This window comes from Jonquetella anthropi DSM 22815 (genome assembly GCF_000237805.1).
GTDB classification, from domain to species: Bacteria; Synergistota; Synergistia; order Synergistales; family Dethiosulfovibrionaceae; genus Jonquetella; species Jonquetella anthropi.
On the sequence record NZ_CM001376.1, the window covers coordinates 1,133,201 to 1,158,036 of the forward strand.

The 24,836-nt window shown below is 58.0% G+C and carries 42 protein-coding genes and 2 tRNA genes; 1 reads left to right on the top strand and 43 read right to left on the bottom strand.

Going from position 1 to position 24,836, the window contains the following annotated elements; genetic code table 11:
* Nucleotides 1-88: 88 nt before the first annotated feature.
* On the bottom strand, nucleotides 89-862 hold the full coding sequence (locus JONANDRAFT_RS05220; protein ID WP_008523066.1) for a diaminopimelate epimerase: 774 nt from the start codon (nucleotides 860-862) through the stop codon (nucleotides 89-91).
* A gap of 232 nt (nucleotides 863-1,094) precedes the next feature.
* Between JONANDRAFT_RS05220 and JONANDRAFT_RS05225 the strand changes: the two genes are divergently transcribed.
* A complete protein-coding gene (locus tag JONANDRAFT_RS05225) occupies nucleotides 1,095-1,523 on the top strand; it encodes a cupin domain-containing protein (RefSeq protein WP_008521499.1) in 429 nt (142 codons plus the stop codon).
* Nucleotides 1,524-1,749: 226 nt separating this feature from the next.
* Here the strand turns inward: JONANDRAFT_RS05225 and JONANDRAFT_RS05230 are convergent.
* The 42 genes from JONANDRAFT_RS05230 to tuf all read right to left on the bottom strand — a co-directional run bounded on the left by JONANDRAFT_RS05230 (nucleotide 1,750) and on the right by tuf (nucleotide 24,832).
* Nucleotides 1,750-1,826 (bottom strand) — tRNA-Met (locus JONANDRAFT_RS05230).
* Nucleotides 1,827-1,832: 6 nt separating this feature from the next.
* Nucleotides 1,833-1,909: transfer RNA gene (locus JONANDRAFT_RS05235), tRNA-Met, on the bottom strand.
* A gap of 77 nt (nucleotides 1,910-1,986) precedes the next feature.
* Entirely contained in the window at nucleotides 1,987-2,640 is a 654-nt protein-coding gene (locus JONANDRAFT_RS05240; RefSeq protein ID WP_008523068.1) for a ComF family protein, read from the bottom strand.
* Nucleotides 2,640-3,068, bottom strand: a complete 429-nt coding sequence (locus JONANDRAFT_RS05245; protein ID WP_008523069.1) for a GNAT family N-acetyltransferase — start codon at nucleotides 3,066-3,068, stop codon at nucleotides 2,640-2,642. The genes JONANDRAFT_RS05240 and JONANDRAFT_RS05245 overlap by 1 nt, the downstream gene beginning before the upstream one ends.
* Nucleotides 3,065-4,222, bottom strand: coding sequence for a DUF3084 domain-containing protein (locus JONANDRAFT_RS05250; RefSeq protein WP_008521502.1), 1,158 nt, complete (start codon nucleotides 4,220-4,222; stop codon nucleotides 3,065-3,067). The genes JONANDRAFT_RS05245 and JONANDRAFT_RS05250 overlap by 4 nt, the downstream gene beginning before the upstream one ends.
* A complete protein-coding gene (locus JONANDRAFT_RS05255) occupies nucleotides 4,210-4,596 on the bottom strand; it encodes a YkgJ family cysteine cluster protein (protein WP_231366873.1) in 387 nt (128 codons plus the stop codon). Before JONANDRAFT_RS05255 ends, JONANDRAFT_RS05250 begins: the two co-directional genes overlap by 13 nt.
* Nucleotides 4,597-4,746: 150 nt before the next feature.
* On the bottom strand, nucleotides 4,747-5,793 hold the full coding sequence (gene mreB / locus JONANDRAFT_RS05260) for a rod shape-determining protein (RefSeq protein ID WP_008521504.1): 1,047 nt from the start codon (nucleotides 5,791-5,793) through the stop codon (nucleotides 4,747-4,749).
* A gap of 37 nt (nucleotides 5,794-5,830) precedes the next feature.
* Nucleotides 5,831-6,583, bottom strand: a complete 753-nt coding sequence (truA, locus tag JONANDRAFT_RS05265) for a tRNA pseudouridine(38-40) synthase TruA (RefSeq protein ID WP_008523071.1) — start codon at nucleotides 6,581-6,583, stop codon at nucleotides 5,831-5,833.
* A 1-nt stretch (nucleotide 6,584) separates the two neighbouring features.
* Nucleotides 6,585-7,400 carry an energy-coupling factor transporter transmembrane component T family protein gene (locus tag JONANDRAFT_RS05270; protein ID WP_008521506.1) on the bottom strand — a complete coding sequence of 272 codons (816 nt, stop codon included), beginning with the start codon at nucleotides 7,398-7,400 and terminating at the stop codon, nucleotides 6,585-6,587.
* On the bottom strand, nucleotides 7,397-8,242 hold the full coding sequence (locus JONANDRAFT_RS05275; protein ID WP_008521507.1) for an energy-coupling factor transporter ATPase: 846 nt from the start codon (nucleotides 8,240-8,242) through the stop codon (nucleotides 7,397-7,399). The genes JONANDRAFT_RS05270 and JONANDRAFT_RS05275 overlap by 4 nt, the downstream gene beginning before the upstream one ends.
* A complete protein-coding gene (locus JONANDRAFT_RS05280; protein ID WP_008521508.1) occupies nucleotides 8,227-9,060 on the bottom strand; it encodes an energy-coupling factor transporter ATPase in 834 nt (277 codons plus the stop codon). Before JONANDRAFT_RS05280 ends, JONANDRAFT_RS05275 begins: the two co-directional genes overlap by 16 nt.
* An 11-nt stretch (nucleotides 9,061-9,071) precedes the next feature.
* Entirely contained in the window at nucleotides 9,072-9,422 is a 351-nt protein-coding gene (gene rplQ / locus JONANDRAFT_RS05285) for a 50S ribosomal protein L17 (protein ID WP_008521509.1), read from the bottom strand.
* 8 nt (nucleotides 9,423-9,430) lie between these two features.
* A complete protein-coding gene (locus JONANDRAFT_RS05290; protein WP_008521510.1) occupies nucleotides 9,431-10,447 on the bottom strand; it encodes a DNA-directed RNA polymerase subunit alpha in 1,017 nt (338 codons plus the stop codon).
* 96 nt (nucleotides 10,448-10,543) lie between these two features.
* A complete protein-coding gene (gene rpsK / locus JONANDRAFT_RS05295; protein WP_008521511.1) occupies nucleotides 10,544-10,936 on the bottom strand; it encodes a 30S ribosomal protein S11 in 393 nt (130 codons plus the stop codon).
* A 17-nt stretch (nucleotides 10,937-10,953) separates the two neighbouring features.
* The gene (rpsM, locus tag JONANDRAFT_RS05300; RefSeq protein WP_008521512.1) at nucleotides 10,954-11,325 is read right to left on the bottom strand and encodes a 30S ribosomal protein S13; all 372 of its coding nucleotides are present in this window, start codon (nucleotides 11,323-11,325) and stop codon (nucleotides 10,954-10,956) included.
* 6 nt (nucleotides 11,326-11,331) lie between these two features.
* Nucleotides 11,332-11,457, bottom strand: coding sequence for a 50S ribosomal protein L36 (rpmJ, locus tag JONANDRAFT_RS08085; protein WP_008523072.1), 126 nt, complete (start codon nucleotides 11,455-11,457; stop codon nucleotides 11,332-11,334).
* A 74-nt stretch (nucleotides 11,458-11,531) separates the two neighbouring features.
* Nucleotides 11,532-11,753 carry a translation initiation factor IF-1 gene (gene infA / locus JONANDRAFT_RS05305; protein ID WP_008521513.1) on the bottom strand — a complete coding sequence of 74 codons (222 nt, stop codon included), beginning with the start codon at nucleotides 11,751-11,753 and terminating at the stop codon, nucleotides 11,532-11,534.
* Between the two features lie 16 nt (nucleotides 11,754-11,769).
* Nucleotides 11,770-12,540, bottom strand: coding sequence for a type I methionyl aminopeptidase (gene map, locus JONANDRAFT_RS05310; RefSeq protein ID WP_008521514.1), 771 nt, complete (start codon nucleotides 12,538-12,540; stop codon nucleotides 11,770-11,772).
* Entirely contained in the window at nucleotides 12,537-13,187 is a 651-nt protein-coding gene (locus tag JONANDRAFT_RS05315) for an adenylate kinase (RefSeq protein WP_008521515.1), read from the bottom strand. The genes map and JONANDRAFT_RS05315 overlap by 4 nt, the downstream gene beginning before the upstream one ends.
* 18 nt (nucleotides 13,188-13,205) lie before the next feature.
* Nucleotides 13,206-14,504 (bottom strand): preprotein translocase subunit SecY, encoded by a 1,299-nt coding sequence (gene secY / locus JONANDRAFT_RS05320; RefSeq protein WP_008521516.1) that lies wholly within the window; start codon nucleotides 14,502-14,504, stop codon nucleotides 13,206-13,208.
* 1 nt (nucleotide 14,505) lies between these two features.
* Complete coding sequence (gene rplO, locus JONANDRAFT_RS05325) at nucleotides 14,506-14,952, bottom strand: 50S ribosomal protein L15 (protein ID WP_008523074.1); 447 nt, start codon at nucleotides 14,950-14,952, stop codon at nucleotides 14,506-14,508.
* A gap of 12 nt (nucleotides 14,953-14,964) precedes the next feature.
* Nucleotides 14,965-15,150, bottom strand: coding sequence for a 50S ribosomal protein L30 (rpmD, locus tag JONANDRAFT_RS05330; protein ID WP_008521518.1), 186 nt, complete (start codon nucleotides 15,148-15,150; stop codon nucleotides 14,965-14,967).
* Entirely contained in the window at nucleotides 15,143-15,670 is a 528-nt protein-coding gene (rpsE, locus tag JONANDRAFT_RS05335) for a 30S ribosomal protein S5 (protein WP_008521519.1), read from the bottom strand. The genes rpmD and rpsE overlap by 8 nt, the downstream gene beginning before the upstream one ends.
* A 7-nt stretch (nucleotides 15,671-15,677) precedes the next feature.
* Nucleotides 15,678-16,049: a 50S ribosomal protein L18 gene (gene rplR / locus JONANDRAFT_RS05340; protein ID WP_008521520.1), complete on the bottom strand. Its 372-nt coding sequence runs from the start codon at nucleotides 16,047-16,049 to the stop codon at nucleotides 15,678-15,680.
* Between the two features lie 14 nt (nucleotides 16,050-16,063).
* A complete protein-coding gene (rplF, locus tag JONANDRAFT_RS05345) occupies nucleotides 16,064-16,603 on the bottom strand; it encodes a 50S ribosomal protein L6 (RefSeq protein ID WP_008521521.1) in 540 nt (179 codons plus the stop codon).
* A 12-nt stretch (nucleotides 16,604-16,615) separates the two neighbouring features.
* Nucleotides 16,616-17,020, bottom strand: a complete 405-nt coding sequence (rpsH, locus tag JONANDRAFT_RS05350; protein ID WP_008521522.1) for a 30S ribosomal protein S8 — start codon at nucleotides 17,018-17,020, stop codon at nucleotides 16,616-16,618.
* 32 nt (nucleotides 17,021-17,052) lie between these two features.
* Nucleotides 17,053-17,238 carry a type Z 30S ribosomal protein S14 gene (locus JONANDRAFT_RS05355; RefSeq protein WP_008521523.1) on the bottom strand — a complete coding sequence of 62 codons (186 nt, stop codon included), beginning with the start codon at nucleotides 17,236-17,238 and terminating at the stop codon, nucleotides 17,053-17,055.
* A gap of 11 nt (nucleotides 17,239-17,249) precedes the next feature.
* Nucleotides 17,250-17,795 (bottom strand): 50S ribosomal protein L5, encoded by a 546-nt coding sequence (gene rplE / locus JONANDRAFT_RS05360; protein WP_008523080.1) that lies wholly within the window; start codon nucleotides 17,793-17,795, stop codon nucleotides 17,250-17,252.
* Nucleotides 17,796-17,809: 14 nt separating this feature from the next.
* Nucleotides 17,810-18,136: a 50S ribosomal protein L24 gene (gene rplX, locus JONANDRAFT_RS05365; protein ID WP_008523081.1), complete on the bottom strand. Its 327-nt coding sequence runs from the start codon at nucleotides 18,134-18,136 to the stop codon at nucleotides 17,810-17,812.
* Between the two features lie 10 nt (nucleotides 18,137-18,146).
* On the bottom strand, nucleotides 18,147-18,515 hold the full coding sequence (gene rplN, locus JONANDRAFT_RS05370; protein ID WP_008521526.1) for a 50S ribosomal protein L14: 369 nt from the start codon (nucleotides 18,513-18,515) through the stop codon (nucleotides 18,147-18,149).
* A 3-nt stretch (nucleotides 18,516-18,518) separates the two neighbouring features.
* Entirely contained in the window at nucleotides 18,519-18,812 is a 294-nt protein-coding gene (gene rpsQ / locus JONANDRAFT_RS05375; RefSeq protein WP_008521527.1) for a 30S ribosomal protein S17, read from the bottom strand.
* Between the two features lie 6 nt (nucleotides 18,813-18,818).
* Nucleotides 18,819-19,034: a 50S ribosomal protein L29 gene (gene rpmC / locus JONANDRAFT_RS05380; RefSeq protein ID WP_008521528.1), complete on the bottom strand. Its 216-nt coding sequence runs from the start codon at nucleotides 19,032-19,034 to the stop codon at nucleotides 18,819-18,821.
* Nucleotides 19,035-19,036: 2 nt separating this feature from the next.
* Complete coding sequence (gene rplP / locus JONANDRAFT_RS05385; RefSeq protein ID WP_008521529.1) at nucleotides 19,037-19,459, bottom strand: 50S ribosomal protein L16; 423 nt, start codon at nucleotides 19,457-19,459, stop codon at nucleotides 19,037-19,039.
* Nucleotides 19,459-20,142 carry a 30S ribosomal protein S3 gene (gene rpsC / locus JONANDRAFT_RS05390; RefSeq protein WP_008521530.1) on the bottom strand — a complete coding sequence of 228 codons (684 nt, stop codon included), beginning with the start codon at nucleotides 20,140-20,142 and terminating at the stop codon, nucleotides 19,459-19,461. Before rpsC ends, rplP begins: the two co-directional genes overlap by 1 nt.
* A gap of 12 nt (nucleotides 20,143-20,154) precedes the next feature.
* The gene (gene rplV / locus JONANDRAFT_RS05395; protein ID WP_008521531.1) at nucleotides 20,155-20,484 is read right to left on the bottom strand and encodes a 50S ribosomal protein L22; all 330 of its coding nucleotides are present in this window, start codon (nucleotides 20,482-20,484) and stop codon (nucleotides 20,155-20,157) included.
* Nucleotides 20,485-20,496: 12 nt separating this feature from the next.
* On the bottom strand, nucleotides 20,497-20,787 hold the full coding sequence (rpsS, locus tag JONANDRAFT_RS05400) for a 30S ribosomal protein S19 (protein WP_008521532.1): 291 nt from the start codon (nucleotides 20,785-20,787) through the stop codon (nucleotides 20,497-20,499).
* Nucleotides 20,788-20,805: 18 nt separating this feature from the next.
* A complete protein-coding gene (gene rplB / locus JONANDRAFT_RS05405) occupies nucleotides 20,806-21,633 on the bottom strand; it encodes a 50S ribosomal protein L2 (protein ID WP_008521533.1) in 828 nt (275 codons plus the stop codon).
* 18 nt (nucleotides 21,634-21,651) lie between these two features.
* Entirely contained in the window at nucleotides 21,652-21,948 is a 297-nt protein-coding gene (rplW, locus tag JONANDRAFT_RS05410; protein ID WP_008521534.1) for a 50S ribosomal protein L23, read from the bottom strand.
* Nucleotides 21,945-22,568 carry a 50S ribosomal protein L4 gene (gene rplD / locus JONANDRAFT_RS05415; RefSeq protein ID WP_008521535.1) on the bottom strand — a complete coding sequence of 208 codons (624 nt, stop codon included), beginning with the start codon at nucleotides 22,566-22,568 and terminating at the stop codon, nucleotides 21,945-21,947. Before rplD ends, rplW begins: the two co-directional genes overlap by 4 nt.
* Before the next feature lie 24 nt (nucleotides 22,569-22,592).
* Nucleotides 22,593-23,216: a 50S ribosomal protein L3 gene (gene rplC, locus JONANDRAFT_RS05420; RefSeq protein WP_008521536.1), complete on the bottom strand. Its 624-nt coding sequence runs from the start codon at nucleotides 23,214-23,216 to the stop codon at nucleotides 22,593-22,595.
* Between the two features lie 94 nt (nucleotides 23,217-23,310).
* Nucleotides 23,311-23,619, bottom strand: coding sequence for a 30S ribosomal protein S10 (gene rpsJ / locus JONANDRAFT_RS05425; RefSeq protein WP_008523086.1), 309 nt, complete (start codon nucleotides 23,617-23,619; stop codon nucleotides 23,311-23,313).
* Nucleotides 23,620-23,632: 13 nt separating this feature from the next.
* Entirely contained in the window at nucleotides 23,633-24,832 is a 1,200-nt protein-coding gene (tuf, locus tag JONANDRAFT_RS05430; RefSeq protein WP_008521496.1) for an elongation factor Tu, read from the bottom strand.
* Nucleotides 24,833-24,836 lie beyond the last annotated feature (4 nt).

The window sequence follows — 24,836 nt, forward strand, 5'->3', positions numbered from 1 at the left end:
CCATTTCTCAGTTGTTTCAGCAGGGCCGCATAAAAAAACGCCGCTCACAAAGTGAGCGACGCCCAGTTTTAACGGGACATGAAAATCATCAGCCGGCTTCTTCCCAGCTCAATTCGGACAGAAAGGCCTCGCCTCGGGCCACGATGGCAACAGGTCCGCTAAGGAGAACCCCGCGGCCGTCCCAAGAGACCGACAGCGTCCCGCCTGGCTGCCTCAAAGACGCCCGGCCTTTCGGCGTCCTCGACTGCAGCAGACAGGCCACTGCAGAGGAACCGGAAGCGCAGCTGTTCTCCCACATGCCGCTCACCCCGTTCACCTCCACGTACGGATCAAGCCGGTCGCCTTGAAGGAACATCACGCCGAACGCGTCCCACCTGCCGTACCCCATTTGCGTTCGCGCGGCAGAGATGACCTTTTCATCAGGAGCGCCCTCGACCACATAATGGACGATACCGCCGAAATCGACTCGAAAGGCCGCGTACCCCTCAAGACTCACCTCGTCTTGGCCCAGCGGCTGGGGCATTAAGACGTCCGCGCGAAAGACTCCTGGCATGCCCTCGGCCTGCACAGTCACCTGAATCGGACTGGTGACGCCTGAAACGTCAACGGTATACTGAGCTGGGCCGGTTGTCCCCTCTGCAAACGCCCAAAGCGCTGCAAGGGACCGGGTCGTGTTGCCGCAGAACTCCCCACCAGCCATTCTGAGCCGGCGTCCTGACACGAACCCTACCTGCTCTCCGCCCACGTGGTCGGAGCTCATCAATTCCTTGGCAACTGCCGGCTGGAGCTCTACGGGAACAAACGACGTCACGAAAATCGTCACGTTTCCCGCCGGGTTGACCTTCACGAAATCGACCTTCACTCGAACGCCCCCTCTTCGCCGCCGCAGCCTTCCTCATCTCAAAAGGAGGCAAAAAGCGGCTGAGACATAGACAGAAACCGCATACCTGTACTAATATAAGAAAAATAAGAGAATTTGTTCTATTATATGATAGCTTGCCGGCAGTGACAGCCCGCCGGTCCAGCGGACATTCCAACGGCATCTCTCCGCGGCAGAGCGCAGCGGAGCATTTAATTCATTGGGAGGTCATATTATGAAGCGTTTTGCACTCGTCCTGTGTCTGGCTCTTTGTGCCGCGTCTCCGGCGGCGGCGGAAATTTACCACATGTCAGCCCTGCCGCTGACCGTGCGCGAGAACGTTGCCGGGGGCAAAGGCAACCTGCTGGTCAAATACGCCTTCGTCCGCAAGGACGCGCCGGCAGAAAATTCCATCAAGGAAATGGGCTACATGGTTCTGCTTCCCGGCGACTCGATCGGCGTCCATCAACACGACGGCACCGAGGACTGCTACCTGATCGCCTCAGGACGCGGCGTCTTCACCGACGACGACAAGACGTATGACGTCTCTGCCGGCGATATGACCGTCTGCCGCAGCGGCCACAAACACGGGCTGGCCAACACGGGCGACGTGCCCCTCACGTTCTTCGCCGTTCTCGGCTCCAAAGGCGACACGAGAAAATAATTTTCCTCTGAACCGCGGTACAAGAGCTACACAGCCTCTATGACATTCGCTTGTTAGAGTTAGCGCCGCCTGGCATTTTGCCGGGCGGCGCTTATATTGGCCTGTTCTCAAACGAGCCTTACTGAAAGCATAATAAAGGCCCTCAGCCTTTTGGCTGGGGGCCTTCTTGTCAGGAACTTTAATCGCTTGATAAAGCGGTAACGGCTGTGAACAGCCTTATAAGATCTGGTGGCGGTAACTAGATTCGAACTAGTGACACTGCGGGTATGAACCGCATGCTCTAGCCAACTGAGCTATACCGCCGAGTGTTGGTTGCGGGGGCAGGATTTGAACCTGCGACCTTCGGGTTATGAGCCCGACGAGCTACCGGACTGCTCCACCCCGCGACGTCGTGTACCCTCATTTCTAAAGTACGCTAGGTATTATAGCAACCGAGAGTTCAAAATGCAAGCGCTGAACTTGGTCAGTCCGAAAGCGCTCTCGACCAGCTGAGACAGGCGACCCGACGGGCCCCGGCAGCGTACAGCGTCTTTGCCGCTAGGCGTAGGGTCGTGCCGGTGGTCGTCACGTCATCAATCAAGATGAAGTCCTTCGCCTCACAATCCGCTGCGGCGAAGCTCTTCGGGTTCATCGCCAAGCGAGCGGTCCGCGTTTTCTTCTCCGTCTGACGCTCTGTCCGGGCGTTCCATCTCAGCGGGCTGCTTTGCGGCAGTTTCAGCTGAGCCGCTGCGCCGCGTCTCAGCCAAAGGGTATGGGGAAAGCTTGTCTTCCAAAAGTACCGCCGCGGCGGCACCGCCGCAACCGACCAATTCCCCGGCGAAAGCTCTACGCCTTCAGCGGCGAGCTGTCCAAGGCGGTATGCCAGTTCTCCCCACCGGCCGTATTTGGACTTCAGGACCAGCTCTCTGGCCGTTCCCTCGTGGGGCGTTCGAGAGTGCAGGACGTATTTGACGCCATGAGTCTTACACGGCGCCGGCGCGCCGCAGACAAGGCAAACCGGGCTGAGCCGGGGAGGCAGCATGGCCTCACAGTCCGAACAGAGCGCTTCGCCGGGGGCTCCGCACGAGACGCACTGCTGCGGCCACAGAAGATGGCAGAGCGCTCCGGCGAGATCCATCAGCAGTATTCCAACGGACGGCGAAGCAGCATCATCTGTCCGTCCCGTGGGACAAACCCTTGGCGGGCGAGGAAGCTCCCCAAGTCGGTACTGAACGCCACGATCAGCGGGACGGCTCGAACAGCCGGATGGGACAGCGCGTACTGAAGGGTGCGCGTGCCAAGTCCCCGGCCCTGGTAGTCGGGATGAACCATCAGGTCCCACAGGGAAGCCCGATAGGTGAAATCGGTGAGCATTCGGCAGAAAGCGACAAGCCGGTCATCAACCCTGGCAGAGAAGCACAGGTCGGTGTGGCGGAGCATTCTGGCGATTTCCTCACAGGACCGGCTTTTGCCCCACGGGGTGTAGCGGTACAGGTTCTGCAGCTCTGCCGGCGTCACGGCGCAGGCGCTGTCGTAAAAAAACGGCGCGTCTTTTGAAAAAGTCATGACGGGTCCCTGCTTTCTACCTCGATATCGACCCGAACAGGGCCTTCGCTGTAGATGTCCCGGTCAGCCCGAATGGTCACGACGGCGTTCCCCTTGGCGGACTCTATTTGCTTGACCGCGTCAAAGAAGTCGTTGGCCGAGATGTTTCCAACCGTGCCGGTTACCGGATCAGTCAGCACTCCACTGTCGGCGGCCATGTGGTTGACTTCGTTCAGCAGGGTCGATAATGACCGCTCGGCCTCGTCGCTGTCGTTTGGCTGGTGAAGGGTCCGCTCTAAGATGACCTCACCCTTCCTGAAAATAAGCTCGGTTTCAAACACCCGAAAGACCGGGGAAATCTCCTCACCGGCGACGATGTTGACGTCCGCGGTTGCCCGGATGACTTTTCGGCTGGCGATGGCCCTGCACCGATTGACGATCTGGTTGATCTGGTCGTCGGTGACGTTCACTTTAACCGAGCTGGGAGAGACTCCGCTGCGCAGCCCCGTTTCGTACCGAATGCGCTCCAAGAGCTTTTCTACCAGTTGGCGGACTTCGTCGGCTGACTCCGCGCTTTCCGGAACGACCTGCTGTCCCATCAGTTCGCCAGCGGACATGATGATCCGCCCTTCCTGAAAGCGGCTGAGCGTCTGTCTAAGGCCGGCCAGCTCGCTGCGCAGGTCCTGCGTCTGGGAGGTCAGCTCGTCCCGCTCTTTTCTCAGCGGTTCAATCTGGCCGTTTAGCTCAAGCGTCTGTTCCTGCAACTTTTTAAGCTCCTCTTCCTTAGCGGTCAGCTTCTCTTGGTTCTCGACTGCCAGCAGGGCGGAAAGTTCCTGTTCCTGGCGGCTGGCCTGAAGCTGGGACGTGAGCTCAACGGTCTGTTTGGCGAGAAACTTCATCGAAAAGAGCGCTGTGCGAACCGTTTCAGAGGTCATGGAAAGGGCGCCCATGACGCACAGTGAAATGACCATGCCGGTCACGCCTGTAATGATCGTGCTGGTTGACTTGGGGCGGAGGCCGAACAGCGTCACCCGCCGCTTGGCAAACTTCATGCCCACCCGGTCGCCAATCGTCGCCAAGATTCCTCCGCCGATGCAGACGCCGATGATCATTGACCAGCTGATTTCAGACAAGAAGTCGATAAGTTCTCCAAAGTAACTGCTCAGGGTTTCCACAGCAGTCCTCCTTTCTGTTTTTTTAATAGGTTCCACTCAGAAAGCGCCATGAAGAAGCGGACGCTTTCATCAAGCAGCGCCATTATCGTCTGCCGCCCGATCAGCGGCCCATCGTTCATTCCCGGACACCTTTTCGCCGCTTCCTGCCATGCCTGAGATGATTCCAGCACTTGGGGCCAAAACGGCCACGTGCGGCAGTGAACCGGACGGAGCTCATAAAGGGCGCACCTATCCGACGGGGTCAGCAGGACACATCGGCCCGACCGATCTGAAGCGAGGCTCGGATACCGCCACCGCGACGTCATATACGTCCGGGCAAAGGCCTCTTCCGTCAGGTTCAACGCGCGGGCCATCTGCTTGACGGTTTCGGGCAGAAGGAACGCCGCGCCTTCCCGGCGACAGCATCGACCGCAGCCTACGCAGTCGAATCTGAGTCCATCATACCACTAGGGCACATACGAAGAAACGGTCCGAGAGGCCAAGCACCCCCCGGACCGTTCGTCCCGGTTCTCCATGACAGCGCGTCAGTGCCGCCGGCGGCGCCGGGCCGCGCTGATGCCGCTGTAGCCGCAGTTGGCAATCCTGTTCAAGTTCGCCAAAGCCATGCCCGTGCCAAGCGCGACGCATTCGGTTGGCTTATCGGCAACGATGCACCGAATGCCAGTGTTGCGGCTGATGAGCTCTGGCAACCCTCTTAACAGAGCACCGCCGCCGGTCAGGACTATGCCTTGGTCGATAATGTCGGCCGACAACTCTGGCGGCGTCGTCTCCAACACGCTACGCACTCCGTCGACAATGGACTGAACCCGTTCGATGATGGCCGAGCAGACGCTTCGGCTGCTGATCTCGATCTGACGGGGCAGCCCTTGGACCAGGTCCCGGCCCTTGAGGGTCATCTCGCTCTCGTCCTCTTGGTCAGGAAGGCACGAGCCGATGAGGATTTTCAAGTTCTCGGCCATTTGCTCGCCGATTGCCAAATTGTACTGTTTGCGCAGATACCGCATGATGCACTCGTCCAGCTTGTCGCCGCCGACTCTCAGCGACTTGGATATGACGATGCCGCCTAAGGATATGACCGCAATATCGGTCGTTCCGCCGCCGACGTCGACGATCATTTTCCCTCGCGCCTCGTCCACGTCCAGCCCGGCGCCGATTGCCGCCGCCATTGGCTCTTCGATGAAATACGCCTCGCGGGCGCCGACTTCAATGGCAGCTTCCAAAACGGCCCGCCGTTCCACGTCCGTGGCGCCGGACGGGACACAGATCATCACGCGGTTCCTGAAATACCGGCGAAAACCCGTGTTTACCTTGCTCATAAAGTACCTGAGCATTGCCTCGGTCATCGTGTAGTCCGCAATGACGCCGTCGCGGAGGGGCCTGACAGACACGACGTTGCCCGGAGTCCTGCCGACCATGTTTTTCGCTTCATACCCTACCGCCAGAATGCGGCCGGTCTCTTGATCGATTGCCACGCCGGAGGGCTCGCGCAGAACGATTCCCTTACCCTTGACGTAGATTAGAACAGTTGCAGTGCCGAGGTCGATGCCGATGTCATTACCGAATGAAAACATGACCTTCCTCCTTGCCGAGGCGTGAACTTAATTTATTTTACCGTGCTTTGGGGCGATAGCCAACACGCCAAAATGTCAGTCCGCTGGGGGGGGCAGTCATTGCCGAACTGCTGCGCCGGCCGCCTTCCAAAAGGCCGGCCAACCAGTCTAGGGAACGTTTTCCCCGCGATACGTCGTCCAAGTTGCCCATCATGATCCGAACCATGTTCGTCAAGAAGGCGTCACCGCACACGGCGACGACGACCAGCGGACCACGGCGGCGAAAGCGGACGCTGTACAGCCGCCGCCACGGGTTTTCCGGAACCTCGCTCTGACGGCAGAACGCCGAAAAATCATGACGCCCCTCCAGCAGACGGCATCCGGCGGCGAACAAATCCATGTCCCAGTGGGAGACTTTGTTCCACCAGACCCACGGTTCGATCTGAGGCGGACACCACGATGCCAGCCAGACGCAGTATCGATAAAGCCGCCACTGGGCGTCCCGGCGGGCGTCAAACGACGGAGAACACGGCCTAACCCGAGAGACGCAGATCCCGTCAGGGACGTTGGCGTTGACTGCCAAACGGAGCTTATCGCCGCGCCACGGCCTGTTCAGCCACACCGAAGCCACCTGTCCTCGAGCGTGAACTCCGGCGTCGGTTCGACCGGCGCCTGTAACCGTCACTGGACCGCCGTTCAGAAGGGACAGAGCCCGGGTCAGCTCACCTTGCACTGAACTGACGCCGGGCTGTATTTGCCAGCCGAAAAGTTTTGAACCGTCGTAGGCGACTGTCAGGGCATACCGAGGCACGTTAGGCCCCTTTCAGGGCCAACCGCAGGCCGATTTGGCCGACAGCAGCGGCCAGACAAAAGGCCAAACAGGCCGAGTCCGCCCAATTCCAGCAAAATGGCTTCATTCTGGTTCGTCCCTCGCCGCCTCGATAACAGCGCGACTCCATAGCAACAGCTAAGTCGTCGGCCCGCTGAAAGACGATGACGAACAGGGGAACGAGGACCGGGAGAAACGCCTTTACCCGCTTGAAAAACGACCCGCTGTCAAGATCCGCCCCTCTGGCTACCTGAGCTTTCATGATCCGATCGGCTTCGCCCAGAAGCGTGGGAATAAACCGAAGCGCGATGGTCATCATCATGGCCAGCTCGTGAGCCGGGAAGCCAAAGGCCTTCAGCGGCGAAAAGAGCCGCTCAAGTCCGTCGCTCAGCTCCATCGGGCGGGTCGTCAGGGTCAACAGGTTGGCGTACAGCACTAACAACAGCAGTCTCATGCTCATCACGATGGCCAGCCGGATTCCCTGGTCGGTGATTTTGAGAAATTTCCAGCGCCACAGCACTTCACCGGGAGCCCAGAAAAGGTTGAGCACCATGGTTAAGACGACCAGAAAGACGACCGGCCGCACAGATCGCAGAACTGTGCGGACAGGAAGGCGGGCCAATCGCAGAACGGCGATGAGAATCGCCCACCAGATGAGCCAGTCGTACCAGCTGCTTGCCCAGAATATGCCGATCAAGAAACAAATCAGGCCGATAATTTTAGCCCGAGGGTCAAGCCGGTGAACCGGTGAGTTGGCTGGAATGTATTGGCCGATGCTCAGGTTGTCGATAAAACTCATTTCAGGCTCTCCTTGATCGCGTCCGCCAATTCCTCCGGGTCGCTGGTCAGAGGGAAGTTCAGTCCGCGCTCGGCCAGATTCAGCTCCAGCTGAATGATGTCGGGCAGCAGCAGGCCGTCGGTAGGGTTGTCTTTCAGCCAGCGGGCAACCTTAGCCGGCTCGTCCCATATCTTCATTTCGCCTCGAAGCATGACGAGTATTCGATCCGCCCGGCTGAACGCGATGTCCAAGTCATGAGTGACGTGGATAATAGCTGTTCCCTGAGCGTGCACCCGATCCAACAGATCAATGAGCTGCTGTCGACCCTGTCCGTCGAGCCCGGCGGTCGGCTCGTCTAAGACGAGGTACTTGGGCTTGGATACCAAAACCGACGCGATAGCTACCCGCCGCTTCTGCCCTCCTGAGAGGGCGAAAGGGTTCCGGTCCAGGAACGACTCGTCGAGTCCAACCTGACGAAGAGCGGTTGTCGTCAACTCCTCCAGCTCGTCGTCCGGCACGCCCCAGTTTTTCGGCCCAAACGCCAGTTCAGCCCGAATTGTCTCCTCGAACAGCTGTTGTTCTGGGTACTGGAAGATCAGCCCAACGGACCGACGGACGTCCCGCAGATTGTCCCCCCGGCTTTCAGACGTGAGCCGGTGTCCGTCGACGACTACATCTCCTGACGAGGGGAGCAGAATGCCGTTCAAGTGCTGAGCCAACGTCGACTTTCCGCTGCCCGTATGGCCGACGATGCAAACCCAGCTGCCTCTGTCAATCGTCAGGGATACGCCGCTCAGGGCCCTCGTCTCAAGGGCCGTTCCGCGGTGGTACCAGTGACTGAGGTTGTTTATTTGTATTGACATAGAGCCTCCGTCAGCGCTTCCAGATCAGCCATCGTCCCGGCCGTCAGGACGCCGGACTTGACGAGGTCATTTCTTAATCGGTACAGGGGGGGAAGTTGGAGCCCCCAAAGGGTTTCCAGCTCCGGCCGAAGAAGCATCTCTTCGGGCGTTCCTTCCCAAACGAGACGTCCCTGAAGCAGCACCAGCACTCGGTCGGCAGCCATCACCTCTTCTAAGTGATGGCTGATCAGGACGATCGAATGTCCAAGCGAGTGCAGCCGTCCCAGCAGCTCCAAGACCTCCGCTCTCCCTTGTGGGTCGAGCATGGCGGTCGGCTCGTCGAGCAGAAGACAGTCGCTTTTCATCGCCAGAGCGCCGGCTATTGCCAGCCTCTGCTTTTGTCCGCCTGAAAGCGTGTAAACGGCCTTTGAGGCTTTTTCGGTCAGGCCGGTTACCTCCAGCGCGTTGTCCACTCGCCGGCGAATTTCCTCCGACGGCAAGCCCAGATTTTCTGGACCAAAGGCCACTTCGTCTTCTACAACCGTTGAGACGATCTGGTTTTCAGGGTTTTGGAAAACCATAGAAAGTTTCCGGCGAATCTCCCAAACGAGAGATTCGTCGGAACAGTTCATTCCGTCCACAAAACAAGCGCCCTGCGTCGGAACGAGCAGGGCGTTAAGAATTCGGGCTAATGTAGATTTTCCTGAGCCGTTGCTCCCGACCAGAGCCACCCATTCGCCGCGGGCTACCTGAAAGGTCAGGTCGGTCAACGCGGGAACCGTCGTTCCGGGATAGGTGAAGCCGAGATTCTGGACGGAAATCAGCGGCGGCTGGCTCATGAAACGCCGCCTTAGACCAGGGCGATGATCGCCAGGGGGGCCGCGTCGTCCTTGCGGAAGCCGGTCCGAACGATTCTGGTGTACCCGCCGGGTCTCTCCGAATAACGGGGCGCCACGTCGTCAAACAGCTTGTTGACAGCCGCTTTGTGGTTCATTCGGGCGATCACGAGCCGACGATCGTGAAGCGATCCGCCTTTGGCGCGAGTGATGATCCGCTCGGCTACCCGACGAACTTCCTTCGCCCGGGTTACCGTCGTCTCAATGCTCTCCTCAATGATGAGGCTTGCGACCAAGTTCGCCAGCATTGCCTTGCGGTGGCTTGTGTCGCGCCCCAGTTTACGAGTGTCCACTCTGTGTCTCATTGTGGGTGTTAATCCTCCTTACCGAGTTTCTCTTCCGAGGTTCCCTTGTCATCGGCCAAGGAGAGATTGTATTTCGCCATTTTCTCCTCGATCTCACGCAGGGAAATTTTCCCGAGGTTTCTGATCTTCAGCAGTTCTTCTTTGCTGCGGCTCACCAATTCGCCGATGGTGTGGATGCCGCCTCGCAGCAGGCAGTTCTCGCTGCGGATAGACAGCTCCAAATCACGAACGCCATGTCCCAACAGCGAGTTCTCCGCTCCGTCGTCACTGTGAACGATCGCCTGGCCCAGAGACGGTTGCTCCTGCTCCATCTCGACCGGCGACGCCGCCATCTCAGCTGACGCCGGATAGCGCTTCAGAATCTCCTTGACGACAATGCTGAAGTACTCCCGCAGCAGCTTGGCCGCTTCAGCAACTGCCATGTCAGGAGCGATAACTCCGTTGGAATAGATGTCCATAACGACTTTCTCGTAGTCGGTCTTGTGGCCGACCCGTTCAGCCTGAACATCGTATTTGACTCGGCTAATCGGCGCAAAGTTGGGATCAACCATGAGCGCGTCCACAGGAAGGTAGTCGGGGCGCGGACGGTCAGCCGTCGCGTAGCCAACGCCCTGCTCGATGTACAGCTCCATGGAAATCGAATGCCCCTCAGCAAGAGTGCAGATGTAGAAGTTGGGATCGATGAACTCGATCTCGCTGTCTGGCTGGATATCGGCGACGGTGACCTTCTTGGGGCCGGTCGCTTCCAGTCTCAGCACTCTCACTTCGACGCTGTGGGACCGCACGGGAATGTGTTTGAGGTTCAGCTGAAGCTCGATGATGTCCTCTCGGACACCGGGAAGCGTCGTGAACTCGTGCAAAGCGCCTTCGACCCGCACGGCTGTCACACCGGCTCCCTTAATTGAGGAAAGCAGAACCCGACGCAAAGCGTTGCCAATCGTCACTCCGTAGCCGCGCTCGAGAGGCCCGATAATTAAGCGGGCCTTCGTTGGCGTGCATTCCTCGACTCGGATCTCAGGACACATAAACTCCAATGCTCCCAACACCTTTCATAGAACTCCATATTCTGCTCTGTTCAGCGCAGAATACGACGGGACCATTATCCACCAAGTCACGCCGGTTTAGACGCGACGTCTCTTGGGCGGACGACACCCGTTGTGCGGAATAGGAGTCTCATCCTTGATGGAATTGACCTGCAGACCAATCGCCTGCAGCGCTCGAATCGCCGATTCGCGGCCAGGGCCGGGACCCTTGACGACCACGTCAATCTCATGCATGCCCTGATCCTGGGCAACTTTTCCGGCCTGCTGAGAGGCCACCTGAGCCGCAAAGGGCGTCGACTTTCTCGCGCCCTTAAAGCCCACGTTGCCGCCAGAAGCCCATGCCAACAGGGCTCCACCCTTGTCGGTGATGCTCACAATGGTGTTGTTGAACGTCGAGAAAATGTGAGCGACGCCCGAGCTGATATTTTTCTTTTCCTTGCGCTTTCCCTTACGTGCAGTGCTTTTAGCCACTGGGTTTACCTCCTCGCTCAGCTATTCTTTTTGCCTGCTACAGTACGACGAGGCCCCTTGCACGTCCGAGCGTTCGTCTTGGTCCGCTGACCACGAACCGGCAACCCCTGTTTGTGGCGAAGCCCACGATAACAGCCGATATCCACGAGACGCTTGATGTTCATCGTCCGCTCGCGGCGAAGGTCGCCTTCGACTGTATGATTGTTCACGATTTCCGTACGGAGCTTCTGCTCCTCTTCCTCAGTCAGATCCTTGACTCGGGTGTCAGGGTTCACTCCGGTGGTTTCGAGGATCTTACGCGACGTGGCAACTCCGATGCCATAAATGTACGTAAGTCCGATCTCTACCCGTTTGTCTCTGGGAAGATCAACTCCAGCAATTCGAGCCATACAGGTTTACCTCCTAGCGCCCTGACGTTGTTTGTGTCTAGGGTCACGGCTGCAGATCACACGGACGACCCCGTTGCGTCTGATCACACGACAATACTCACATATCGGTTTCACCGAAGATTTAACTTTCATTGGTCGAAACACGCTCCTTTAGGACCGATTCCTCGTCCTCACCGTCCGGTCGTTGGACGCAAAAGTCGGGACGATCATTTGTAGCGATAGATGATGCGCCCCCTGGTCAAGTCATAGGGTGACAGCTCTACCAGTACCTTGTCTCCGGGCAGAATCCTGATGAAATGCATTCTCATCTTGCCCGAAACGTGGGCCAGGATGAGGTGATTATTCTCCAGCTTCACTCGAAACATCGCATTCGGCAACGGTTCCGCCACTTCGCCCCGAACTTCGATCACGCCGTCTTTATTGCCCATGGTCTCGTTCCTCCTGTCAGTTCCAGGGAGTAAGAATCTCGGCGCCGTCTGAAGTGACCAACACCGTTTTTTCAAAGTGCGCTGCGTCTTTCCCGTCGGCTGTCGAAACGAGCCAACCGTCGGGCCCTTCCTTGAGGGCTTCGCCTCCTGCCAAAATCATCGGCTCAATGGCAATGGTCATTCCCTTGATGAGAGTAACCCCCGTACCGGGAGCCCCATAATTCAGCACCGTCGGCGCTTCGTGAGGCCGCTTGCCAATGCCGTGTCCGGCATATTCACGCACAATTCCATATCCCTTCGGAAGAACGAACGATTCAACCGCGTGCCCGATGTCTCCAACAGTAGCGCCGGATCTGACAACCGCGATCGCCGCTTCCAGGCTTCCGCGGGTAACGTCAAGAAGTTGTTGCCGCTGCGCCGATATTGTTCCTACCGGGTAAGTGAAGCACGCGTCTCCGTGATATCCGTCGTAACAGGCCATCACGTCAACGCTTACAATGTCACCTTCCTCGAGAAATCGACCGTCGCTCGGGATGCCATGAACGACCTCGTCGTTGATCGAGGTGCAGACCGAGGCGGGATAAGGATCCGGTATGCCGGGAACGCGGTACCCCTTTTCGGAAGGCGTCGCGCCCATGTCCCGGATGATTTTTTCCGCCAGCCGGTCAATCTCGCCGGTGGTGACGCCGGGTTTGACGAAATCCTTCATCGTCATGAGGACTTCCGTCACAATTTTCCCGGCGACACGCATCTTTTCAAGAGCTTTTGCCGTTTTCAGGGAGATCATTCATGCCCCTCAAACCGCTCAGCAATCGCGTTGATAATTCCGTCGCCTGCAAGTGTCCCGTCAAACCGGCACAGCAGGCCCTCCGCTTCGTAATACTCCACCAGAGGGGCGGTTTGTTCATGATACACCGACAGCCTCTGACGAATGACTGCCTCTTTGTCGTCGTCCCGCTGGAACAGCTCTCCACCGCAGACTTCGCAGTGATCGCCTTTGGACGACGGCTTGAAGCTGACGTTATAGATCTTCCCACATCCGCGGCAGCACCGCCGCCCGCAGAGGCGCTGAACTACAACGTCATCGGGAACGTCCAGTAGGACAACTCCGTCCAGATGGAGCCCCATTCGCCCGAGAAGTTCTTTCAGCGCTTCAGCCTGCCCCTTGGTCCGGGGGAACCCGTCAAGGATAAAGCCTGACGCGCAGTCCGGCTCTTTAAGCCGGCCTTCCATCATCGCGACGATCAGGTCATCAGGAACAAGTTTTCCCGAGTCCATATAGCCCTTAGCTTTCTTGCCCAGCTCGGTTCCGCCTTTTACATTTTCCCGAAGGATGTCTCCGGTGGAAATATGCGCGGTATGCCAGCGTTCGACGATTTTCTCAGCCTGAGTTCCTTTTCCGGCGCCGGGCGCGCCAAGGAGAATAAGCCTCATCTTTGCCCGCCGCCCCTCTTAGAACCTCAGCAGTCCAGCGCCAGAGGCGCCGCCGCCGCGCTTCAAAATGCCTTCGTAATGCCGCATGAGAAGCTGGCTCTCGACTTGCTGGACGATCTCAAGCGCAACACCGACAACGATCAGCACTGCAGTTCCGCCAAAGTAGAAGCTCGTCATGCCGAACACGTTCGTTAAAACGTTGGGCACCAAGGCGATGACCACGAGCATGGCCGCGCCGACCATGGTGATGCGGGTCGCTACCCGCTCAATGTAGTCGGCAGTCGGTTTGCCGGGACGGATACCAAGGATAAATCCGCCGTTTTTCTTCATGTTCTCCGCCACTTCGGCCGGGTTAAAGACCATCGCGGTGTAAAAGTACGTGAAGAACACGATAAGGATGACATACAGCACCGAGTACAGCCAACTGCCAGGAGCCAGAGCTTCAGCAGCCCGGTTGACCGACTGACTGTCAAAGAACTTCAGAATCGTGTACGGGAAGATCAGCAGCGAGGAGGCGAAGATGATGGGCATGACGCCGCCCTGGTTGATTCTCAGGGGGATGAACGTGCTCTGCCCGCCGTAAACACGGTTGCCAACCACTCGCTTGGCGTACTGAACCGGCAGACGCCGCTGGCCTTCTTGGAGCAGAACTGCTCCGGCCAGAACGCCGACCATGATGGCTAAGGCGACGAGCATGGTGATAAGTCCCACCTGTCCGTCCCTCAGCAAACCAAAGGTCCGAATGACGCCTTCTGGGAACCGAGCGACAATACCGGCGTAGATGATGACCGAGATGCCGTTGCCTATCCCGTGGTCGCTGATTTCTTCACCCAGCCACATGACGGCTATTGAGCCGGCGACAACGGTGCAGATAGCGACGAAAAAGTCCATCGAACCGCCCGAAAAAACGCCGAGCCGGCGAAGCCAAAAGACCAACCCGATCGCCTGAGCAAAACCGAACAAAATCGCTCCCCAGCGGGTGTACTGAGTAAGCTTTTTCTGCCCCTGAGGGCCTTCCTTCTGCATCCTCTCCAGCGTGGGGAAAATCACGCACGCCAGCTGCATGACGATGCTCGCGTTAATGTACGGCGCGACGCCCAACGAAAAGACGCTGAACCGTCTGAGAGCGCCGCCGGCGAACATGTCAAGGAATCCCAGCACGCCATTGCCGGCAAATGCATGAGACATGGCAGCCGTATCAATTCCCGGTGTTGGAATGTGAGCCCCAATCCGGAACACCAACAGCATCATCAGCGTGAAAATGATCCGGCGTTTCAGTTCCGGCAGCTTGAAGACGTCGCGGAAGGAGTTGGCCATGTCAGATCACCTCAGCGGTGCCACCTGCAGCCGTTATCTTCTCACGAGCGGCAGCACTGAAAGCGGACGCCTTGATGACCAGCGGCTTGTCCAACTCTCCGCTTGCCAAGATCTTGACGGGAAGCTCCATGGATCTCACCAGTCCGAAAGCGAAAAGCTCGTTCACGGTGATCGTGGCTCCGGCGTTGAAGATCTCAGCGATCGCGCCTAAATTGGCGATCTGATAGACTTTCGCGAAGTTGTAGTTGTTGAAGCCCCGCTTGGGAATGCGGCGGACCATCGGCATCTGACCGCCTTCAAATCCAGCGCGGATACTGCTCCCTGAACGGGCCTTGTATCCTTTCGTGCCTCTGCCGCAGGTCCGGCCTGTTCCGCTGCCTGAACCAGTCCCCCAGCGCTTGGGCTTCCGCTTGGCTCCGGGAGCAGGTCTAAGTTCGTTCAATTTCATGCCCGGACCTCCTTATTCCTCGATCTCTTTCCACTCCACCAGATGGCGGACAGCGTAGATCATGCCGCGAATCTGGGGCGTGTCCTCGTGAACAACGGTCGAATTCAGCTTCGTGAAACCGAGGGCCCGAATAGTACGGTCCTGACGATCCGGACGGCCTATAGTGCTCCGCTTCCACTGAATCTGCAGCTTAGCCATTGCTCTTCGCCTCCGCGACCTCAGGGTTCTTCTTGCCCCGAAGTGAGAAGATCTCATCGCGCGTCCGCATCGCACCGATAGCGCTGAACGTCGCGCGCGCAACGTTGATCGGGTTGTTGCTCCGAGCGACAACCTTGGTCATGACGTCCTTCACGCCGCCCAGTTCCATGATGGCGCGTACGACGCCGCCGGCGATAACCCCGGTCCCGTCGTATGCCGGACGGAGCAGGACTTCCGTCGAGCCATACCGACCGACGATGGGATGAGGAATGGTCTTGCCGTGGTGCTTCATTTCGACCATGGCTTTTTTGGCCGACTCCATTCCCTTCCGGACCGCTTCGGAGATTTCACGGGCCTTGCCCATGCCAAGTCCGACTTTGCTCTCGCCGTCGCCTACCACAACCAGCACGCTGAAGCGGAAGCGCTTACCGCCCTTAACCGTCTTGCTGACGCGGTTGATCGCGACAACGCGCTCAATCAGCTCAGAGGCATTCTGCTGCTTGCTGTCGTTCATCTGCATCCTCCTCTTAGAGCTTCAGGCCGGCTTCGCGAGCCGCCTCGGCTAATGCCGCAACACGGCCGTGATACGCGTGGCCACCGCGATCAAAAACCACCTCGGAAATTCCCTTGTCGATAGCCCGCTGAGCGACAAGCTTGCCAACTTCAGCGGCCGCCGCAACGGTGCAGTGACCGCCGGTCAGGGCATCCCGAAGTCCTTTATCAAGCGTCGAAGCGGAGCACAGAGTATGCCCCACCGTGTCGTCTATTACCTGCGCGTAGATTTCCTTCAAGCTGCGAAAAACGGAAAGACGCGGCTTAGCAGCGGTACCCGACAAACGGCGGCGAAGGCGGCTGTGCCGAAGAAGACGCATGGCGTTTCTGCTTTTCTGTTTATTCATGTCCTTCACCTCGTTTAGTTGCTGCCGGTCTTACCGGCCTTGCGCCGGACGTATTCGCCGCGGTAACGGATTCCCTTGCCCTTGTAAGGCTCAGGAGCGCGCCACGAGCGAATTTCACTGGCGATCTGGCCGACCACCTGCTTATCAATACCTTTAACGAAGATCGTCGTGTTCCCGTCAACCGCGAAGGTAATCCCTTCCGGCGGGGTGATCTCGACAGGGTGCGAGAATCCCAGGTTCAGAACCAAGTTCTTCCCCTGCATGGCGGCGCGGTAACCGACGCCTTGAATTTCCAAGACCTTCGTGTAGCCTTCGCTCACGCCGACAACCATGTTGTGAAGCATCGCCCGAACCATGCCGTGAAGGGCCTTCGTGGGCTTTTCATCATTTGCTCGGGAGACGCTGATGTGTCCGTCGGCAATTTCGACTTCGATGTCGTCAACAAGCGGCATCGACAGTACGTTCTTATCGTGTTTGACAGTGATGGTGCCGTTCTTGATCTCCGCAGAGACGCCCTTCGGCAGAACGACAGGCTTGCGACCGATTTTCGACATGTCGGCTCACCTCTACCAAACGTGGCAGATTACTTCGCCGCCTAGGCCCAAAACGCGCGCTTCCGCGTCGGTCTTGAGACCCTGAGAGGTCGAAATGATCGCGATGCCCAAGCCGCCCATAACTCTCGGCAGCTTGTCCCTGCCCACGTAAATTCTCCGGCCGGGCTTGCTCACCCGGGTCAGCCCCTGAGTGACGCGCTCCCTGTTGGGACCGTAGCTCAGGAAAATTTTAAGCGTTCCGTAATTCTTCTTCGGATCGTTGATGACTTTGTAGTTGCGGATGAAACCCTCACTTTTGAGGATCTTGGCGATTGCCAACTTCATCTTGCTGATCGGCACGTCAACGCTTTCGTGGCGAACCGTGTTGGCATTCCGAATCCTCGTGAGCATATCCGCGATAGGGTCGTTCACGTACATTCCTCGTTCCCCTTTCGTTCTCTCGTTCGAGCCTACCAGCTAGACTTGACGACCCCGGGGATCTTCCCTTCCCGGGCAAGTTTGCGGAAGCACAGACGGCACATGTTAAAGACTCTCATGTAACCATGAATGCGGCCGCACAGCGGACAGCGGTTGTAGCCTCGCGTGGAGAATTTAGGGGCGAGAGCAGCCTTGTTTTTCAGTGCTTTTCGGGCCATAACTTCGCCTCCTAGCGAGCGAACGGCATGCCCAGCTTTGCCAGCAGGGCCATAGCCTCTTCATCCGTCTTAGCTGACGTGACGATGGAAATATTCATGCCTCTCACGGAGATGACCTTGTCGTAGTTGATTTCCGAGAAGATCAGCTGCTCCTTCAGACCCAGGTTGTAGTTGCCCCGGCCGTCAAACGCCGTGCGGCTGACACCCTGAAAGTCCTTGATTCGAGGAAGAGTCACGTTCAGCAGCCGGTCGAGGAATTCCCACATCCGAACGCCCCGAAGGGTGACGAAGCACCCAACCGGCGCGCCCTCGCGGAGCTTGAATCCAGCGATGGACTTTTTCGCCCGGCGCACCTGGGCTTTCTGACCGCTGATGATGCCCAGCTCGTTCGCTGCTGCATCAATGAACTTTGCGTCCGACTTCCCGTCGCCGACGCCGATGTTAATGACTACTTTCTTGATCTGTGGGATGCAATTGACGTTGCTGTACGAGAACTCTTTCTGCAAGAAAGGCACCACTTCCGCGGTGTATTTCTCTTGCATGCGTGCTGTCGTCATATTGGGCCTCCTCGCTACAGTTGGTCGATCGCTTCGCCCGAAGCTTTTGCCACGCGAACTTTACGGCCGTCGCTCAGGAAACGATATCCCACTCTGGTAGGCTTGCCCGTATTGGGATCGACCAGCATCACCTTTGACGCGTCAATTGCCGATTCGCGCTTGACGATCCCGCCCTGAGGATTCGCCTGACTGGGCTTGGTGTGGCGCGATACTACGGCAACTCCCTCGACGATGATTTTATTTTTGTCCGGGTAGCAGGTCAGGATTTTCCCTTCCTTGCCCTTATCCTTGCCGGAAAGGACCTTGACTCTGTCTCCCTTTTTCAGTCGCAAACCGCTCATTTCAGTCCTCCTACACCACTTCAGGCGCCAAAGAGATGATTCTCATGTACTTCTTGGCGCGAAGCTCTCTAGCCACGGGACCGAAGATACGCGTACCTCTGGGATCTCCGTTTGCATCAATGATGACCGCCGCGTTATCGTCAAAACGAACGTAAGATCCGTCCAGACGGCGAGTTTCTTTCTTCGTGCGGACGACCACGGCCTTGACGACTTTCCCCTTCGCCACCTGACTGTTGGCGATGGCCTCCTTAACCGCGCAGACGATCACGTCACCCACGGTGGCATAGCGGCGCTTGCTGCCGCCAAGAACCTGGATGCACTTGACCCGCTTGGCGCCAGAGTTGTCGGCGACGTTCAGAACGGTGTTGAGCTGGATCATGCTCTACGCCTCCTCTTTTTCTTCGCCGTCAAGAGCCAGCGCGCGCTCAATGACCCGCACGACTTTCCAGTGCTTTGTGCGGCTCAACGGCCGGCATTCTTCGATGAGCACCCGGTCGCCCACGTGACAATCGTTCGACTCATCGTGAGCGACAAATTTCTTCGAGGTCACCATTCTCTTGCCGTACACCGGGTGCATGGCGTGCCGAGTCACCCTGACAGAGACGGACTTCTCCATCTTATCGCTTTCGACGACGCCGACCTTCACTTTGTGATGATGAAGTGCTTTGCCTTCCATCGTCTCTTACCTCCTTCCGCCGTCCACGACAAGTCCCTGTTCTTTCTCGTGAACGATGGTAAGGACTCTCGCGATGGTTCTTTTTACATCCCGAATGCGGCTGGTGTTCTTCAGCTGACCGACCGCGTTCTGGAACCGCAGGTTGAAGAGCTCTTCTTTGAACTCCCGGTGCTTGTCGCGGAGTTCTTCAACCGTCAATTCGCGCAGGCTTTTTGCGTCCATTGCTATTCACCATCCAAAGTATCGCGGGTTACAAGTCGAACCCTGATCGGCAGCTTGTGCGATGCCGTGCGAAAAGCAGTCTCTGCGACGTCAAGCGGCACGCCGCCGACTTCAAAGAGGATCCGGCCGCGGCGAACTGCCGAGACCCAGAACTCCGGAGCGCCCTTTCCTTTTCCCATTCGGGTTTCAAGAGGCTTCTTCGTGAAAGGAACGTCAGGGAAGATCCGGATCCAGAGCCGGCCGCCCTTGCGGAGCTTTCGGTTAATTGCCACACGCGTTGCTTCTATCTGACGGGCGGTAATATAGGCGCACTCTTCCGCCTGAAGCCCGTATTCCCCGAAAGCGACGTAATCCCCGCCCTTGCACTCACCGACTAGGTTTTTCCGGTAAGCCTTGCGGTACTTGGTGCGCTTGGGCATCAACATCAGGAACGCCCTCCTTCTTTACGGCCGCGGCGGGGCTGCCGAGGAGCGGCCGTGTTAATCGCCTTCTCGTCGCGGTAAATCCACACCTTGACACCGATGGTGCCGTACATCGTCTTGGCAACGGAAAGGCCGTAGTCAACGTCAGCCCGCAGGGTTGACAGGGGAAGGCGCCCTTCGTTGTACCACTCGGTCCGGGCGATTTCAGCGCCACCAAGCCGACCGGAGCACTGGATCTTGATGCCAAGCCCGCCGGCTCTCATGGTGCGGAACAGGCCCTGCTTCATGGCGCGGCGAAAGCTGATGCGGTTCTCCAGAGCGCTGGAAACGTTCTCAGCCACCAGCTGAGCGTCAACCTCAGGGTTCTTGATCTCCTGAACGTTGATCATGACCCGAGTGCCGGTTTTAGCCTGAAGGTCTTCCTTTAGCTTGTTGATCTCAGCACCCTGCTTGCCAATCACTACACCAGGCCGTGCGGTCCAAATCGTAAAGCGCATGATCTTCCCGACGCGCTCAATTTCCACCCGGGAGATGCCTGAGCCTTCCCAGCGGCTCTTGATCCATTCCCGCAGTTTAAGATCCTGATGGAGCGATTCGTGATAGTTCTTGCCGCTGGCGTACCACTTGGATTCCCAGTCGCGAATCACACCGATACGGTAACCGATCGGATGAACTTTCTGACCCATATGCCATTCCTCCTATTCGGCAACCGTCACGGCAATGTGGCAGGTCCGATGTACGTAAGCGTGAGCCCGTCCCATTGATACCGGATTGAACCGCTTCATGACAGGGCCCTGATCCGCCGTCGCTTCAACGACTTTCAGCGTATCAACGTCAAGGCTCAGGTTATTCGCCGCATTCGCCACGGCGCTCTTCAGGACTTTTTCCACCAGACGGGCGGCCTTCTTGGGCGAATAGTGCAGCGCGGTGATGGCAGCGCTGACGCCTTTTCCGCGAATCAGCGGAAGCACCTGACGAACTTTGAAAGGAGAAATACGAACGGAGCGGGCAATTGCCTTAGCTTGCATCGTCAGTCCTCCTTAATTCGACGGCGTCGGAGCTGCCTTGCGCTCCTGTCCGGCATGTCCGCCGAACCGGCGCGTGGGAGCAAACTCACCCAGTTTATGGCCAACCATGTTCTCGCTGACGTAGACAGGTACGTGCGTGCGGCCGTTATGAACGGCGATCGTGTGACCGATCATCGGCGGGACGACCATTGACGCGCGGGACCAGGTTTTTATGACTTTTTTTGTCCCGGACTCGTTCATCGCTTCAACCCGTTTAATCAGGCGAACCTCGACGAATGGCCCTTTTTTCGCTGAACGTGCCATACTTTCTGTCCTCCTCGACTACTTAGCCCGGCGCCGGATGATCAAGCGATCCGTGGGCTTCTTCTTCCGGGTTCTGTAGCCCTTGGCCGGTGTTCCCCAAGGCGAGACCGGGTGCGTATTCGACTTGCTTCGTCCTTCACCGCCGCCCATCGGGTGGTCGCAGGGGTTCTGAACCATTGCCCGAACGTGGGGCCGCTTGCCGAGCCAGCGAGTTCTGCCGGCCTTGCCGGCCATCGCGTTTTCGTGCTCCAAGTTGCCCACCTGACCGATGGTCGCGGTGCACTCCAAGAGGATCAGCCGAAGCTCACCGGACGGCATCCGAAGGTAAGCGTACTTGCCCTCTTTAGCCATCAGCTGGGCTGTAGCGCCGGCGGACCGGACAAGTTTGCCGCCCCGGCCGGGCATGACTTCCAGATTGTGGACGTTCGTGCCCACGGGAATGTCAGCGAGCTTCATGGAGTTTCCGGGCTGAATATCAGCGCCCTTGCCCGCCAGAACCGTGTCGCCCACCTTCAGCAGGTTGGGGCACAGGATGTAGCGCTTCTCGCCGTCAGCGTAGAAAATCAGCGCCAGCCGGGCAGACCGGTTGGGATCGTATTCGATCGCCGCAACGCGGCCGGGGATGCCGATTTTATCGCGCTTGAAATCAACAACCCGATACCGGCGCGCATGTCCGCCGCCAATGAAACGAGCCGTCGTTCTTCCCGAGTTGTTCCGTCCGCCGGAACGCTTGATCGCTCCGCAAAGGAGACTCTTTTCAGGCGTAGACTTGGTGATCCCCTCAGAACTGAGGATCTCCATGTGGCGCCGACCGGCGGTAACGGGTTTGAACTTTTTAATTGGCATATTCTTTCCCTCCGATCGCTAGGCGCCAGCGCCCTCGAAGAACTCGATCTTCTGGCCGTCGGCAACGGTGACAATAGCCTTTTTCCAGGCGCGGCTCTTTCCAACTGCCATGCCCATACGCTTCGGCTTGGAATGAACCTTAGCGGTATGAACAGACTGCACTTTCACTTTGAAGACCGTTTCCACGGCATGGAGAATCTCACTTTTATTCGCCTGAGGATGGACTTCAAAAGTGTACTTGTTCATTTCCATCATCCGGCTGCTCTTCTCAGTGATGACGGGACGTACGATGATGTCATAAGCCATGAGTTTCATCGCGCGTATACCTCCTCCAACCGCTTTAAAACGGCGGTGGTCGCTACCAAACCGTCGTGACGTACCAGATCAAGCACGTTGATGCTGTCCATATGAAGAACCTTGACGCCTTGAATGTTCGCCGCCGAGCGGATGACGTTCTCATTGCGGCTGTCCAGAACGATCAGAGGCTTGCGGGCGCCAACCGCCGCCAAGAAGGACAGCATTTTCTTCGTCGAAGGAGCTTCCAGCGAGAAACCCTCCACGGCGAACAGGCGGGACTCGCCGGCCCGGACCGACAGGGCGCTGCGCATCGCAAGCGCGCGAACCTTTTTATTAACCTTCAGGAAGTAGTCCCGCGGTTTGGGGCCGTGAACGACGCCGCCGCCGGCCCACAGAGGCGAGCGAATGCTGCCCGCACGGGCGCGGCCGGTGTGCTTCTGCCGCCAAGGCTTCCGTCCACCACCGCGAACCTCACCGCGGTCCTTCGCACAGGCCGTACCCTGACGGGCATTCGCCTGCTGGGCGACGACGACCTGATGAATGGCGCTGGAATGGAATGGAACGCCGAACACGGCGTCGCTCAGCTCCAAGTCGCCGACAACCTCTCCTGCAAAATTCAGTATTTTGATAACGGGCATGATGATAATCCCCCTTCTGCGGCCTTAGCCCTGTTTATGAACCAGGACGAGGCCGTTTTTGGCGCCAGGCACGGCACCTTTGACGAGCAGGAGATTATTCTCCACGTCAATGGCGACGACGGTCAGGTTTTTGACGGTCACTCGTTCGTTCCCCATGCGGCCGGGCATTCTCTTACCCTTGAAGACGCGGCTGGGATAGGAACTGGCGCCGCTGGAGTTCGGCTTGCGGTGCGTTTTAGAAACGCCGTGACTGGCCGGCGCGCCGCCGAAACCGTAACGCTTGATGACGCCGGCGGTTCCCTTACCTTTGCTGGTTCCAGTGACGTCAACCGCTTCACCGGCCTGGAACAGGGAGACGTTCACCGTGCCGCCGATTTCCCATTTTCCGGAATCAGCCACGCGGAACTCCCTCAGCCAGCGGCACGGGGTGACGCCAGCCCGCTTGAACGTCCCTGCCAGCGGCTTGCTTACCCGCTGAGGCTTACGCTCGCTGAAACCGAGAAGCACTGCGCTGTAGCCGTTTTTCTCCGGCGTTCTCAGGTCGACGACCGGGCAAGGCCCGGCGGCGATGACCGTCACGGGGATGGCGCGGCCTTCCTCGCTGTAAACCCTTGTCATTCCGACTTTCTGTCCAAGAATACCAATCATTGCACAACTCTCCTTTGCTCAGAGCTTCCCCAGCGCACCATCTGCGCGCTGGGGAAGTTTCAGCTTTTACCCAGAGCTTCCTGCCTTGAGCCGATCAGAGCTTGATCTGAATGTCGACTCCCGACGGAAGATTGAGCTGCATCAAGGCCTCCATCGTCTTCTGCGTTGGATCCATGATGTCGATTAACCGCTTATGAGTTCTCATTTCAAAGTGCTCCCGAGCGTCCTTGTCGGCGTGGGGAGAACGTAACACGCAGAATTTTTTCACGTTCGTGGGCAGCGGAATGGGGCCCGCAACTTTTGCCCCGCTCCGAACCGCCGCGTCCGCGATCTGCGCGGCTGAAGCGTCGATAACCCGATGATCGAAAGCTTTCAGCCGAATGCGAATGTTTTTCGTCGACACTGTGGATTCCCCCCTACTCGAGAATCTCGGAAACGACGCCGGCTCCGACGGTGTGGCCGCCTTCGCGAATTGCAAAACGAAGGCCTTCGCTCATTGCAATCGGGCAGATCAGTTCCACTTCAAACGTCGCGTTGTCTCCAGGCATGACCATTTCCACTCCGTCAGGAAGCTTGATCGATCCGGTCACGTCCGTCGTGCGGAAGTAGAACTGCGGCTTGTAGCCCTTGAAGAACGGCGTGTGGCGCCCGCCTTCTTCTTTCTTCAAGACGTACACTTCGCTCTTGAACTTCGTGTGCGGCTTGATGCTGCCCGGCTTCGCCAAGACCTGGCCGCGTTCCACTTCGTCCTTGTCTACGCCGCGAAGTAGCGCTCCAACGTTGTCGCCCGCTTCCGCGTCGTCAAGGATCTTCCGGAACATTTCAAGGCTGGTGACAACGACTTTCCGCGTGTCCTTGATCCCGACGATTTCTACTTCTTCGCCGGCTTTGATGATTCCGCTCTCGACTCGGCCGGTAACAACCGTGCCGCGGCCGGTGATGGTGAATACGTCTTCAATCGGCATCAGGAAGGGCTTGTCGGTCTCGCGCACCGGATCCGGGAAGTAGCTGTCGCACGCGTCAAGCAACTCCCAAATCGCTTTGCTCCACTTGTTGTCCCGGCTGCCGTCGCCCTCTTCGAGCGCCTTCAGCGCGGAGCCGCGGATGATCGGGACTTCGTCGCCGGGGAACTGGTACTTGTCCAGCAGTTCCCGGACTTCCATCTCGACCAGGTCCAGCAGTTCTTCGTCGTCCACCATGTCAACTTTGTTCATGAAGACGACCAGCGCCGGCACGTTGACCTGACGGGCCAGCAACACGTGCTCACGGGTCTGGGGCATAGGGCCATCAGCGGCCGAGACGACCAGAATCGCGCCGTCCATCTGCGCTGCGCCGGTGATCATGTTCTTGATGTAGTCGGCATGTCCCGGGCAGTCGATGTGAGCGTAGTGACGCTTGTCCGTGGTGTACTCAATGTGAGAGATGTTGATCGTGATGCCGCGCTCTTTCTCTTCCGGCGCCTTGTCGATCTGGTCAAAATGCATTTCCTCTGCGTAGCCAGCCTGCGACAGCACGTGCGAAATCGCCGCCGTCAGCGTCGTCTTGCCGTGGTCGATGTGCCCGATCGTACCAATGTTAAGGTGCGGCTTTGACCGCTCGTAATGTGCCTTTGCCATCTTG